The organism is Variovorax sp. IB41, assembly GCF_016405905.1.
GTDB lineage: Bacteria > Pseudomonadota > Gammaproteobacteria > Burkholderiales > Burkholderiaceae_C > Variovorax.
This window is the reverse complement of the sequence record NZ_JAEFCB010000001.1, coordinates 459,384-471,550: the sequence shown is the minus strand read 5'-3', so window position 1 is coordinate 471,550 and position 12,167 is coordinate 459,384. Positions and strand designations below refer to the sequence as shown.

The 12,167-nt window shown below is 61.3% G+C and carries 14 protein-coding genes; 2 read left to right on the top strand and 12 right to left on the bottom strand.

Going from position 1 to position 12,167, the window contains the following annotated elements; all coding sequences use genetic code 11:
- Positions 1-71: 71 nt before the first annotated feature.
- The 6 genes from JC881_RS02190 to JC881_RS02165 form a co-directional block, all read right to left on the bottom strand.
- Complete coding sequence (locus JC881_RS02190) at positions 72-1,304, bottom strand: hypothetical protein (RefSeq protein ID WP_233101483.1); 1,233 nt, start codon at positions 1,302-1,304, stop codon at positions 72-74.
- Between the two features lie 378 nt (positions 1,305-1,682).
- Positions 1,683-2,561 (bottom strand): helix-turn-helix transcriptional regulator, encoded by an 879-nt coding sequence (locus JC881_RS02185; protein ID WP_198784074.1) that lies wholly within the window; start codon positions 2,559-2,561, stop codon positions 1,683-1,685.
- A gap of 137 nt (positions 2,562-2,698) precedes the next feature.
- Entirely contained in the window at positions 2,699-3,595 is an 897-nt protein-coding gene (locus JC881_RS02180) for a transcriptional regulator domain-containing protein (RefSeq protein WP_198784073.1), read from the bottom strand.
- A gap of 87 nt (positions 3,596-3,682) precedes the next feature.
- Positions 3,683-5,080 carry an integrase arm-type DNA-binding domain-containing protein gene (locus JC881_RS02175; protein ID WP_198784072.1) on the bottom strand — a complete coding sequence of 466 codons (1,398 nt, stop codon included), beginning with the start codon at positions 5,078-5,080 and terminating at the stop codon, positions 3,683-3,685.
- Positions 5,081-5,351: 271 nt separating this feature from the next.
- Positions 5,352-5,642, bottom strand: coding sequence for a hypothetical protein (locus JC881_RS32280; RefSeq protein WP_233101482.1), 291 nt, complete (start codon positions 5,640-5,642; stop codon positions 5,352-5,354).
- Between the two features lie 184 nt (positions 5,643-5,826).
- A complete protein-coding gene (locus JC881_RS02165; protein WP_198784071.1) occupies positions 5,827-6,699 on the bottom strand; it encodes a helix-turn-helix transcriptional regulator in 873 nt (290 codons plus the stop codon).
- Positions 6,700-6,797: 98 nt separating this feature from the next.
- Here JC881_RS02165 and JC881_RS02160 point away from each other — a divergent pair, with 98 nt between their 5' ends.
- Positions 6,798-7,265 (top strand): ester cyclase, encoded by a 468-nt coding sequence (locus JC881_RS02160; protein WP_198784070.1) that lies wholly within the window; start codon positions 6,798-6,800, stop codon positions 7,263-7,265.
- A gap of 163 nt (positions 7,266-7,428) precedes the next feature.
- Here JC881_RS02160 and JC881_RS32780 read toward each other — a convergent pair whose 3' ends face one another.
- The 4 genes from JC881_RS32780 to JC881_RS02140 form a co-directional block, all read right to left on the bottom strand.
- On the bottom strand, positions 7,429-7,551 hold the full coding sequence (locus JC881_RS32780; RefSeq protein WP_443083331.1) for a DUF1330 domain-containing protein: 123 nt from the start codon (positions 7,549-7,551) through the stop codon (positions 7,429-7,431).
- A gap of 76 nt (positions 7,552-7,627) precedes the next feature.
- Positions 7,628-8,377 carry an SDR family NAD(P)-dependent oxidoreductase gene (locus tag JC881_RS02150; RefSeq protein WP_198784068.1) on the bottom strand — a complete coding sequence of 250 codons (750 nt, stop codon included), beginning with the start codon at positions 8,375-8,377 and terminating at the stop codon, positions 7,628-7,630.
- A gap of 115 nt (positions 8,378-8,492) precedes the next feature.
- Entirely contained in the window at positions 8,493-9,443 is a 951-nt protein-coding gene (locus JC881_RS02145) for a LysR family transcriptional regulator (RefSeq protein ID WP_198784868.1), read from the bottom strand.
- Positions 9,444-9,540: 97 nt separating this feature from the next.
- Positions 9,541-9,744: a hypothetical protein gene (locus tag JC881_RS02140; RefSeq protein WP_198784067.1), complete on the bottom strand. Its 204-nt coding sequence runs from the start codon at positions 9,742-9,744 to the stop codon at positions 9,541-9,543.
- Positions 9,745-10,097: 353 nt separating this feature from the next.
- Between JC881_RS02140 and JC881_RS02135 the strand changes: the two genes are divergently transcribed.
- Entirely contained in the window at positions 10,098-10,313 is a 216-nt protein-coding gene (locus JC881_RS02135; RefSeq protein ID WP_233101481.1) for a hypothetical protein, read from the top strand.
- A 222-nt stretch (positions 10,314-10,535) separates the two neighbouring features.
- Here JC881_RS02135 and JC881_RS02130 read toward each other — a convergent pair whose 3' ends face one another.
- Both JC881_RS02130 and JC881_RS02125 read right to left on the bottom strand, forming a co-directional pair.
- On the bottom strand, positions 10,536-10,916 hold the full coding sequence (locus JC881_RS02130; protein ID WP_198784065.1) for a hypothetical protein: 381 nt from the start codon (positions 10,914-10,916) through the stop codon (positions 10,536-10,538).
- A 344-nt stretch (positions 10,917-11,260) separates the two neighbouring features.
- Positions 11,261-12,121 (bottom strand): ABC transporter ATP-binding protein, encoded by an 861-nt coding sequence (locus tag JC881_RS02125; RefSeq protein WP_198784064.1) that lies wholly within the window; start codon positions 12,119-12,121, stop codon positions 11,261-11,263.
- Positions 12,122-12,167: the final 46 nt, after the last annotated feature.

Sequence of the window (12,167 nt, the reverse complement as noted above, 5' to 3'; positions counted from 1 at the left end):
GGCTTGGTGGCCGCCGAAGCGTGCAAAAGCGGTCCGGCGGCTGACTCAAAATGAGAAGAACGGAGTTATTTCTAGCGCTTTGGCTTCGGAGCGATAGCGGCGGCGGTAGTGGAACTGGTTGGCACCAGATACTTCAGCACTTTCCAGACGGGTAGCTTGCTCAGCGCGTCCTCGATGCTTGAGTTCAATCCTGACCTGTTCCAAAACGGTGCGCAGCAGCCGGCTAAGTGTTCCTCGAAAGCGGCCAGACGTTTGTTCCGGTGAGGGCTCTTGTCCCGAGCCAAGAAGTTGCTGCGTGCCCCGGCCACCCCGTGCAGTTTCACTGAGTCGAGGTACAAGCAGAAGTCCGGTGGGGCGCCTTTCATCTTCGCGTCGTCAACCAGATAGATGTCGACGATTCCGAAGGGGGTGGTCCTGGCGAGTTCGTCCGCTTGACGCAGGCTCATGGGCTGATCGAAGACTCGGCGAACTTCGAAGCGCGTGTTTGCTCCGCGACGTCCCGACTTGACGAGGAACTCCGCATCGTCTTCGGGCCTCACGCGGCGGCGGGGAACAACTTCTCCCCGTTCAGCCTTGTAGTCGTCGCTGGCGTTCTGGTCGTAGGCATTCCAATGCACCGGCGATTCGATACTGCCGCAGTACCAGGATTGCGGCACACCCTTTCGGTCTGTGGCGATGAAGAACTTGCGCTCAGTGGGGGAGCCGGGCAGTCGAATCACGAGGTCGGCCAAGGAAACCGGGTGATCGTAGGCCTGATCTACACGGTTCAGCAGGAGGCGCGCCACTATTGCTCGGCCGTTCAGCAAGAACAGGTGCTTCACGCACGCGAGGAACGCTTCGGTGTCTTCGGCCGTCATGTGATCGGGGTTAAGCGTGATCTTCAGGCAGAAGCGCATGTCGGCTTTGTTGGCCACCAAGTTGAAGACGATCTTCGTGCCGCTGGGGCAGCGGAGCACGTATAGCAGCAAGTACGCTTCGCCCTTGGTGGTGCGCTTGGTAACCAAGCCAGTTGCTTTCAGTCGAGCGCCAGCCTGCTGCAGTTCGTGCTCGGTCATCGCGTGGCGAGGGAGTACAAGCTCGAGCTTGTCGAGCTTGTCGAGTTTGCAGGGCGTTGACGGGGTGGCTGATGCTGCGGGCGTCGTCAGCTCCTTGTAGATCAATGATCTCTTCGATAGGGGAGGCCGTTGCCGGCTCGGGGACTTCTTCTCGATGGTTCCTGGCTTCTTGGCGTTGCGGGGCTGATTGACATCGGACACCGATGCCTCGTCTGATTTCTTGGGGTCAAACATATTGGTCTTTCTCATCTCATGTCACTAGGGACATGGGTATGTGTCTATCGAACGGTTGGTCTATTCATTTACAGCACTACTGCATCTCTCTGTAAGACCATCTATATGGTTCTTATATGGAGTACTCGGTAGTGGTGTAGCGCATGCGCTCATTTGCTTAAATTCACTGCGGTACTACGCAGTACAGCGATTTCGGTTTTTTGGTGGTGCGTTCTTCCTTGAAGTCGCACCACCGCCAACCGACGTTGAATGTGCGGTGTCACTACGATTTCCGCCGGACAGCCGACGTTGGTGTGATGCGTAGCTCCACTGGGCCCAAGGTGTCTTTCCGTGACCCCGGGAGTCGTCGTCTTGCGCGTTAACCAACAGGCAGTCGTAGTCCTTCGCGAAGGTCTAGCGCGCAGTTATGTACGCCTCGGCCGCAGAGTAGGGCACACGTGAGCGACCGCCGGCCTTGATCGGCTTCGGCAATGCCTTGCCGAACGCACGGTAGAGCGTGGAGATGGAGCGCCCACTGATGTGAGAGAGGTACGTGACGCTGATCAGCGGATCGAGTCCGAGCAGACGCTGTGCCGTGACGGCCGCTTGCTCACGATGTATCGCCTTAACCCGCCGCTCGGCCTGCTGTTGCTGCTTCTTACGACGCAGTGCTTCCACTTGATCTTCAGGGTTGATGTTGTGGCAAACGTCAGTGCCGGCATCAACGCCCGGCGACGGTGGTGCCTCGCCGGGTGAATCGCACGCCAATGAGATGGTCGCGGTCGGCTGTTGCTCCGCCTCTTGCAGGACTGGCTCTGCTGGAGCTATCGTACCCATCGATATCGATTGCAGATGTTGCTCCTGCTGCAATGTCGTGTGGTCATTGGCTGCTGCTGGACCCTCCGTATCTGTGACCGCCACGACATCGCGCGAACTCAGCTGCTGCGGTGGCGTCGAGGGTGGTGGACTGCAGTACTCCACGCAACCGATGATGCGATACGGCTTGCTCGTTTTTCGACCAACCGCCAAGAAGCCGACCTCATCGGCACCGCCAGCTTGGTAGTCCTTTGTCGTGTGGATATGGTGGCGAATCTTTTTGATCGAGCCGTCGGCGTGATGCTTCTCGCCGATCGAGTACAAGTTGCCGCTGACCAGCGCCTTGTCGCTGTTGATGGTGACGCGAATACGGCCATCTGGATGAATGCCGACATATACGACGTGAAGAATCGTGTTAGCAGAAAATCTGAGGTAGCAGCTCCGAAGAGCGGCGCGGGAATGGGAAGTCGAGGGCATTGATGGGGCTCCTGAGTTAATAGGCCCCATCTGAATACGCGTCATGTTGCGCGCGAACATGACTCCAGTTCACCCATCTGCCGCGTGCATCCGTCGATCAGCCGACGCGGAGGTACCAACGGAAACCGTGATCGTCTTTACGTTGACGCAATGGTCTTTCGTCTTGAACCATTTGTCATCAGCAACAAGAACTTCCTGTTGTCGATGAAGTCGTGCGCCAGCTTCAAGAAGCTCTTGAGTTTTCCGATGTCGAAGATTTCCGTGAGTCCGGCTGCCCGATGCTCCTCATTGAACAGCTTTTTCCTTTCGCCGGGGCCTGACGGATGTTTTCGCCGAGCATTCCCGTGGCCGCTGGGCGTCTTATCCTCACAGTCCGCGTCATAGCACCGCAGCCAATAGTGAGCGTCTCCCAAGGCCAAGGTCGGCAATTCAGAGCTTGCGTGTTTGGCGAGCAACATGCGAGTCTCTTTCGCAAGTGCTTCGCGCTCTTTCGCATATGCCTTGGTTGCTTCAATCAGTTTCAGCTTGGCCATATCGATCTGCTCGACCACCGGGATGTCCAGCCTGAATCGAATTGCAGCTTCGTTCGGGTAGAGGAATAACCTGAAGTTTTTGGTGTTGAGCGAGGTGTGCCGTTTGAGTCGGACTTCGTGTGGCGAGAATTTCACGGCCTCAGTCGAATACTCTGTATCAGGGGTAACTGGGCATTCCAGCCGCCATTTGTTCATGAAGCTGTTGCGCGGCCGGTCAACGCGCGGTTGCTTGATGTTGCTCTTCTTCATGCGCGCGAAATATGCCTTGACCGTTTCGCTTGGCTCGGCTTCGGGCCAGCATTCGACGCCGTCAAGGCAACTTTCGGAACTGCGCTTGATGCGTTCATACTCGCCGGCCTCAACCAATGGCTGCATCTGCTGCCAATGCACTGCATAGTCCGGATGGCGACGAATGAACTCCCATGCGAGCCGGTTCTTGTCGGTGCAGCCGCGCGGCGGATATTGAGTTTTGTCACGCCAATCGGCTTTGAACGGCTTCATCGATGGTCCTCCACCGCATCAGTATGCCGCGACTGAGCATGGGTCGCCGCGCGACGACGCTGATGGAGCTGGGTGACAAGAAGCCGCCTACTCGTTGGCGACTGTGTTCGTCCGCTCCAGGTGTGTGCCAGCCTGCGAAGGTCGATCGAGACAGAGATCGGCAACGTAGTCATTCCACAGCCGCAGCGCGTTGGTCTTGGCGGCTAGATGCTTTCCCTTGTCGTAGTGCCGATCTTGAACGCCCGACAGGCCATGGCTCAAGAGTTGGGCGCGAACGTCCTTACTGACCATCAACGTCTCGCTGAGAACGGTTTCAATTGTTCTGCGGATGTCACCGGCGCGAAACGGCGTGTCCGTCAGCTCTTGGGCAAGCATGGCATCCGAAATTCCTTGCACAGTATTGGAGATGCTCTCGAGTGCGACGATTGAATCACGGCTGCGGAACAAGGCGGCTTCAGCTTCGCTTTCTTCGTTGGCTGGGGGGTTCAGCAGCATGAGTGCCACCAGAATTTCTTCGATCTCAGGTAATACAGGCAATGTATGCAAGCGCGGCTGGAGCCGCTTGCCCTTGGGGTCGTAGAGATTGACGGACTTGTCCGTCACATTCGCATGGGTTAGGCGCAAGAGCTGCTGCATGCGCTGACCGCCGGTGACGATTTGCAATTGCAGCGCCAGTCTCGGCAAATCGGTCTCCAGTGCGGTCACGTGCGCGAGGTAGTGCCGCAGCTCGTCCGCGCCCAAGACTCTGTTGCCAGCGCGGTTGAAAGCCGCAGCCATTTTGGTTACGGGGACTGCAGCCACTGGATTGAAGGTCAAGCCGAATTCCTTGGCCGCGGCGGGCGCCATGGGATCGATGCCGGCTCCGAGCGCCATCTTGTATGCGGCACCTGCGTAGCTACGTAGCTTGAGCGCCGTGCGGCCTTTCTTGTGTTCAACCTCGGGGCCGACCAAGCGCGCGAGGATCATCGAAATGTGCTGTGGTTGAATGTCCGCAGCCGGCAAGCTGGCGATTCCTGGAAAAGGCTTGCTCACGTGGTTGGCGAAGATGTTCTCCGCGTCATATGCCGAGTCGGTCTTGTGCTTAAGCCGCAAGCTCTCCACGTACGCAGCAAGCAGAGCGGAGAGATTTTTCTCGTTGGCGTGTTTGATCTGCTCTTTTTCGGCGTCAACACGCAGTCGAGCGGCGTGGCGTTCGGCATCGCGTCGCGCCAGTGGGTCTTCTCCGGCTTTGATGAGGGACTGAAGCCGGCCGGCTTCCGCGCGCGCTTGCGACAGAGTCAGGGCGTCGGGGCTCTCAACGGGACTGTAGCGGCCTACCGACTGGCGCGCCGTTTTGCCCGCGCGGCTCCACTCGAATATCCATTCGCAGACAACGCCACCAGCCGTCACGCGCTTGCGGATTTTGAGGCTTCCTGCGCCGGGCCGTATTGCGCCATCTGCCAGTAGTTTTCCGGGCTTGAGAGCGTTGATGGTCGCCGTCGTCAACGGCTTCGGGGCTGTGCGGCGGATTCTTACATGAGGCGTTGAGCCCTGTACCGAGCGAAGACTATTGTCACGATCCATGTCACGATACAAACTGAATTTTGATGCTTGATCATGACATGAATCGGAAAAGGAAAAATCGAAAATTCAACGAATCTCCAATGAAATGGTGCGTTCGCGACCTAGGGTGGCATGATGAGGGAATTCAATTTATCGGACTTTTAATCCGTTGGTCACTGGTTCGAATCCAGTACGTCCTACCACCGAACCCGTGTCAGATATAAAAAGCCTGCTTCCAAATTGGGAGCGGGCTTTTTTCTTTTTGCGCCCGGTGGCAGTCTGGTGACAGAAGCTCAAAATTCGCGCAACGCCCACCGCTGGACGCCTTCGCGGTCGATAGCACGGTGCCGTCCGGGTCGCGGATGAACTCGCGCTTCTCGAGCCATTTGCCGTCACGGATCTTCATGCGGATCGAGTTCTGCGTGCGGCCGCTGATCGTGGCGTAGACGCCCACGGTGACGTAGCGGTCGGGGGCCAGGTAGACCGGCGGGGGTGTCTCGTTCATTGACCGCTAGTTTTCACGCCGGTTTGCGCGATAGCGCGTCAAGTTTCGAAGGCTCGCGCCTGAGCCGCCGTCGGTTGTGACGCAGCTACGGGAAGAGCCTCCATCAGCTCCAGGAAGCCATCCAGGCCTGTCAACGCGCAGCAGGGGTCTCGCACATTCGCAGCGAGCTCCCGCGACCGCGACGCTAGGGATGGGATGAACTGAGCCGTGCGCGACGCGCGTTCCAGCGGCGTTGCAGCAAACCCACCTTCTGCGCGCTTTGTGCGTCGACCGGCGTGTAGACCACCAGGCGCATGTCCGGCGATTCCTCAACCATGAACGAACTCTGTTCGAGTTCCATTCGGCCGACGCCGTGTACTTCGAAACGCTTGGCCCTGTCGCCGCGCATGCTGACGTCGTGGTCCGGCCACCATTGACGAAACTCGGCGCTGGCCAGCTGCAGGCGCTCGATCAGCGCCAGAAAAGCCGGATCGTCGCGGTGCCGCCCGAACTCGATGCGAAAGCGCGCGAGCATGACGCGCGCATCGGTTTCCCAATCCGGAATTGCCGCGCGGTGCGCGGGACTCGCGAACACCAGCCACAGCATGTTCCTGTCTTCCGGCGCAAGCGGCGAGAGGTCGCCGAACACCGCCGAGAGTGCGGCATTCCATGCAATCACGTGCATCGACGCCGTCGCCAGGTAAGCCGGCCCGGTGACCCCATCGAGCATGCGGCGCAGATGAGTCGTGACCTCGAATGCGAAGCCGGGCGCGATGGGAGGCGGGCGGTTGTGAGCCAGCGTGAAAAGGTGAGCGCGCTCGGTCGAATCGAGCTTCAGCGCTCGCGCGATGCGGTCGAGGAAAGGCGCTGAAACTTCAATTTCGCGCGCCTGCTCCAGCCATGTATACCAAGCCAGGCCGACACCTGCGAGTTGGCAAACTTCTTCGCGTCGCAGGCCGGGCGTGCGTCGTCTTGCGGTCACGGGAAGGCCTACTTCAGCGGGCTGCAGGCGTTCGCGGCGGTGCCTAAGAAACGCCGCCAGCTCGGCGCGCGCAGGCAGGGTGGATCGTTGCTTCACGGCTTAGGCTGATGCTTTTGATACCTGGATAACTTCTTGTCTTGTCCCTGGATGTTAGGCGTTCTACGCTGGGCTCTCACTTTATGAAGAACCACGGAATGACATCCAACGACCACATCAAAGAGCGCTTCCTCGACTTCCGGAGCCGGCTGTACATCGAGCACGATCTCACGGCCGTCGACGAGCACCTGCATCCTGAATTTTTCAGTCACAGCGCCAATGTTCGCCCGTTGCTCGAAGCCGCGCGGTCCGCCAAATCATCCAGCGTCGATGTGCGACCCGCCTACAAGGAATTCGTCTCGACCTTCTACGTCGGTTTACCCGACCTGAAACCGGTGCGGCAGGACGTCATGGTCGATGGCAGCGGACTCATGGCCATGACGCATTGGGAAGCGACACACACAGGGATGTTTTTCGGTGTTCCCGCGACGGGCAAGGCGCTGCATTTTTCGACGGCAGACCGTTATCGCTTGCAGGACGGGTTGTTGGTTGAGCACTGGGATGTGGTCGATGCGCTCGAAGCGTGGCTCGCGCTTGGAATCGTTGTCCGTCCCAAGGCTGCCTAGCCACCGTTCCTGCTTCGAGCGGATGCGAAGCTGCGGCAAGCGCACGAGTGAGCAACGGGGCGAGGCGGCATCGATCCGCGCACAGCAGGTCGTACACATCCGGCTCGGAAACAATCGTCAGTTCCAGGGCCGGTGTAGAAGCGGCGAGCCGACGTCGCGTGCCTCAGGCGCCTTGAACGAAGAATGCCCGAGACTTTGATCCGGCGTGACGAAATGCGGCCGCTGCCAGATACACGGGGCTGTGATACCAAGCCTGTGCCGAGTCCATGTCGGGAAACTCGAGGATTACGACGCCTTCGGCCTAGGTTCCTGCGAGATGGAGCACGTCGCCGTAGACGACCAGCGGCTGCGGCGCGTGCGTCTCAGACCTGCGCCAGACCGCCATCGACAGGCAGATCAATCCCGGCCACATAGCTCGATTCGTCCGAGGCGAGGAAGAAGGCTGCCGATGCAATCTCTTCCGCCCGGCCGAGACGACCCAACGGCGTGACGGCGCTGAATGCCTTCTTTGCGGCCTCCGAGGCCTCGTCGCTGTCGAATTGACCGCGGATGATCGGCGTCTCGGTCGCCCCCGGGCTCAATGCGTTGACGCGGATACCTTTGCCCTTGAGCTCCTGTGTCCAGACGCGAACCAGCGCACGCACGCCGGCCTTCGCTGCGGCATAGGCGCCATGCGCGGCGATTCCCTTCGAGTTGATGACCGAAGACAAAACAACGATCGAACCACCGCGCGCCATCAGCGGCAACGCCTTTTGAACCGTGAAGACCACGCCTTTCAGGTCGATGTCGATGGTCTTGTCGAAATGAGCTTCGGTCAGTTCGCCGATACCGGCGTGCTCTATGAAGCCCGCGTTCGCGACCACGATGTCGAGCACGCCTTTTTCGGCCTTGACGGCGGCGTAGAGGCGATCGAGATCCGCAAGGTTGGCAACGTCGCCTTGTACGGCGGTCACGTTGCGGCCGATTTCATTCTTCGCAGCGTCCAGTTCGGCCTGGCGCCGACCTGTGATGAATACATAGGCGCCTTCACGCACGAAGCGCTTTGCGGTCGCCAATCCGATACCGCTCGACCCACCCGTGATGACGGCAACTTTTCCTTCAAGATTCGACATGACTTTCACCTTTGTTTCGCTGCCCCAATGGCAGCGGTAAGCACCAAGGATGCGGCCGCGTGGCCGGCCTGATAAGTCATGCAGCGGGCATAGCGTCTATGCCTGATCGGAATGTTCAAGATGGCCGCAACACCGCGGCTACTGCACCTTGAGGGGCTGGCGCGGCGTTAACTTGGCCGTCATCGACATCAAGCGACTCGCGCACGAATTCGACAAACGCTCTTGCCCTGGCGGTAGCCATCCGGCCTGCCGGATACACGGCCCATAAGTCGATAGATGGGAGAGACCAGTCGGTGAGAACTCGCCTTACTTCACCCGAGGCGAGTTCTGGGGAGAACATCCATTCCGAGGCGATTGCCAGCCCGACGCCGGCCAGGACGGCCGCGCGCACGCCTTCGGAGACCGACACGGTCACACGCCCGTGCACAGCGACGGAGACGTCGATGCCTTCGCGCTGGAATGACCAATTCGCACCGCCGCCGCCCCGGCTGTAGACAATGGCTTCATGCGCCATGAGCTCCTGGGGTACGCGCGGTTCGCCCCGTACTTCGAAGTAAGCTGGTGTCCCGACGACCGCACGCCGACCGCGCGCGATGCGTTGCGCGGTCAGCCCGGAATCCGCGAGGTCACCCATACGCAATGCGACTTCGACCCCCTCTGCAAACAAATCGACGTTGCCATCATCCAGCTGGATGTCGACCGAAAGCTCAGGATGCTGGGCGAGAAACAGCGGCAGGCGCGGGATGATGTGCAGGCGCGCGAAAGTGGTCGCGGCACTCACGCTCACCTGGCCGCGCAGGTTCGCTGCAGAACCGCGCGCCGCAAGCTCTGCAGCCGCCGCCGCCTCGATGGCCTGGCGGGCGTGCATGTAGAAGCGATGCCCCGCTTCTGTCGGTACCAGCTTGCGGGACGATCGTGTCAGCAGGCGCGTACCCAAGTGCGATTCGAGGAGCGCGACCGATTTGGACACGGCGGGCTGCCCCACGGCGAGCTTGCGCGCGGCGGCTGAAAACGATCCCGTCTCATAGACCGTGACGAACGTGTCGAACGAAGCAAAGCGATCCATTGCGGCATTCTCGCCGCACGGAAACTGCATGGCCGTGACCCGCGGGTTGATCTGAAAGGCATGCTCGGGCGCGATCAGCAGCCGGGGCAACGTCTTCTCAGGATGGAGCGAGATAGACGATTTCGTGCGGATGGAACGGGATGCCTCTTTTCGTGCCGATCAGCCTGACCCGCACGCAGTCGCCGACCACGCCTGTGATGATTCCGCAGCGTCCTAGCACCTCGACCGCACCACCTCTGCGGGCCGGTACAGAAAATTTGTGGCGCAGTCGCGCGAGGTTGTCTGGTTTCTTGAGCGTCATGAGAATTCTGAATCTTGGCTGGGGCGCGGTGGGATGTTGGGCTGCACCCCGCGCAACGAACTACCTACTCTCCGCACCGGGCGCGGCTTTGCGTTTGGAGTACTTAAGTTAATGCTTTGGGTGGGATGGGACGCGTCGGACGGCAGCCCGCAGCCCTGCAGTCGGCCAAGCCTGGGGCGCGGTCCCTTGGGGATTTCCGTGACCTGGTTCACGCACCTACGCTCTTTCCGCGCCGCTGATGCAACTGCGCGGGGCTTCTTGGCGTCGAGCTTGCATGTCCGCAGCGTCCGTCTGCGGACGGTCGACAGCACAGGATCACCATGCCGCTTTACTTCCTCATGAGGCTCCAACACATGCAACTGCCCCTGCGCGTCGAAACGCGCGAGGAGATCAAGCTCGTCTCGGTACTCAAGGCGACGGGGCTGATCGAAGCCGAGATCCACGCCCTCGAGTGGACGAAGTCGTATGCGCTGTCGCGCTCTGCGACCGTCCTTTGCATCACTGCAGAGGGCATGGCCGAGCTCGATCGCTGGATCTACGAGAAGGACCCGCGGCCGCGCCGCGCTTGAACTCATCAACGCGTGACCCATTGCCACCACCGCCGTCCTTCGGCGGGGCGAGCGGCGAGGATGTGCGGGCCGGCCGATTGGTGGCGGTCATGTCGGGCTATCGCATGCCGCTCTTCGACATCCTGGCGATCTGTGCGAGCCGTCGCCATCTCAGCGCGCACACGACGCAGATGCGCCCCGTGCCGGCCGCGGCGCGGCTCTGCTGGAAAGGGCTACTGGGGCCTAGACGATCACCAGCGCCGCATCGACCTGCCGCGCGCGGTGATCGACGTAGTAGCCGCCGAACTCGGTGTAGCGCAGCACCAGTCGCGCGCAGGTCCTGCACCGGAACACGTCGCAGCGGTTGAACGGAAAGTGCGCCACCGAGATCGGCGCATCCGCCGCGTCGTAGCGCGTGCCGTGCGGATGGAACTCCTCGAAGGTCGGCTCGTCGATGTCTTCGGCGCGCAGCGTGCCCACGCGCTGCATCAGCGCGGCGGGCCAGCGGTCTTCGGTGAAGCTCTCCCACGCCTGTGTCCGGTGCAGCCAGCAACCGCAAACGGGTTGTGCCGATTGTTCGCCGGCTTCGGCGAGCTGCTTCAGTTCGAGTGCATTCAACGGCATCTTGGTTTGCAGTGGGAAAAACGGTGCACCGAATATAGACGTCCGCGAAGTCGCTTCGATGCCTCGTGCAGAGCGGCATGAGCGCGCCGCGCGCGCGGTAGTGCAAACCGCATACCCAAGCACGAAAACCGGATTTCCCTGCAGCTCGCCTCACGCGCAAGACTCGGAGGCGCTGCGACGACCTTCGTCTCATCCGGATGCCGCGCAACCCCGGCATCCTGGGCGCGCGCACCCGCGCCGACCCCCGGCGCGGCGGCCTTCTTCAACTGGGCCAACCGGTTGATGCTGTCGCTGGGCGAGCCGCAGGAGCGCGCGGCCGCCTGAGCGCGGGCGCTTGCGTTTTTCTACAAGGCCAGTTGCAGCCGCTGCGGCACGCCCCCGACGGGAAGCCCGCCGCGCGGTGGCAGCGGCACCCGCGACTGCGGCTCGGTGTCCAGGAAATCGCCGAGCACATCGTCCCGCAACCGGATGAACGCCGGGTCGCTGCGGTTGCGCGGATGCGGCAGGTCGACATCGACGATGCGCCGGATGCGCCCCGGCGAGGGCTGCATCACCACCACGCGGTCGCCGAGGAACACGGCTTCTTCCACGTCGTGCGTCACCAGCAGCATCGTGATCTGTTCCTTCTGCCAGATGCGCTGCAGCTCGTTCTGCAGGCGCGAGCGCGTGAGCGCATCGAGCGCGCCGAAGGGCTCGTCCAGCAGCAGCACCCGCGGGCGGTTGACCAGCCCGCGCGCAATGGCCACGCGCTGGGCCATGCCGCCGGAAATCTCGTGCGGCCACGAGCGCTCGAAGCCGCCCAGGCCCACCAGCGCCACATGCTCGGCCACCAGCTCGGCCTTTTCCTTCGCGCTGTACGGCGCGTTGCGCAGGCCCACGGCGATGTTCTGCGCCACGGTGAGCCACGGAAAGAGCCGGTGGTCCTGGAACACGATGCCGCGCTCGCGCCCCGTGCCCGAGATGGGCTGGCCGCCCAGCAGGATCTGGCCTTCGTACTGGTCATCGAGCCCTAGCACCAGGCGCAGCAGCGTCGACTTGCCGCAGCCGCTCGCGCCCACGATGCTCACGAAGCGGCCGGCGGGCACGTGCAGGTCGATGCCTTCGAGCACCTGCAACTCGCCGCCGTCGGACTGCGTGTTCGCGTAGCGCTTGCCGAGGGCGCGGATGTCGAGTTCGTTCGAGGCGGTGACGGTGGGGTTGCTCATGGGTTCGATGGGTTAGGCGATTTCATACGGGTGGGGTTTTGCCGCG

Bases quoted from the DNA above. Each gene is read 5' to 3' on its own strand.
- JC881_RS02190 (WP_233101483.1), bottom strand. From the start codon at position 1,304: ATGAGAAAGACCAATATGTTTGACCCCAAGAAATCAGACGAGGCATCG.
- JC881_RS02185 (WP_198784074.1), bottom strand. From the start codon at position 2,561: ATGCCCTCGACTTCCCATTCCCGCGCCGCTCTTCGGAGCTGCTACCTC.
- JC881_RS02180 (WP_198784073.1), bottom strand. From the start codon at position 3,595: ATGAAGCCGTTCAAAGCCGATTGGCGTGACAAAACTCAATATCCGCCG.
- JC881_RS32280 (WP_233101482.1), bottom strand. From the start codon at position 5,642: ATGAACGAGACACCCCCGCCGGTCTACCTGGCCCCCGACCGCTACGTC.
- JC881_RS02160 (WP_198784070.1), top strand. From the start codon at position 6,798: ATGACATCCAACGACCACATCAAAGAGCGCTTCCTCGACTTCCGGAGC.
- JC881_RS02150 (WP_198784068.1), bottom strand. From the start codon at position 8,377: ATGTCGAATCTTGAAGGAAAAGTTGCCGTCATCACGGGTGGGTCGAGC.
- JC881_RS02145 (WP_198784868.1), bottom strand. From the start codon at position 9,443: ATGGATCGCTTTGCTTCGTTCGACACGTTCGTCACGGTCTATGAGACG.
- JC881_RS02140 (WP_198784067.1), bottom strand. From the start codon at position 9,744: ATGACGCTCAAGAAACCAGACAACCTCGCGCGACTGCGCCACAAATTT.
- JC881_RS02135 (WP_233101481.1), top strand. From the start codon at position 10,098: ATGCAACTGCCCCTGCGCGTCGAAACGCGCGAGGAGATCAAGCTCGTC.
- JC881_RS02130 (WP_198784065.1), bottom strand. From the start codon at position 10,916: ATGCCGTTGAATGCACTCGAACTGAAGCAGCTCGCCGAAGCCGGCGAA.
- JC881_RS02125 (WP_198784064.1), bottom strand. From the start codon at position 12,121: ATGAGCAACCCCACCGTCACCGCCTCGAACGAACTCGACATCCGCGCC.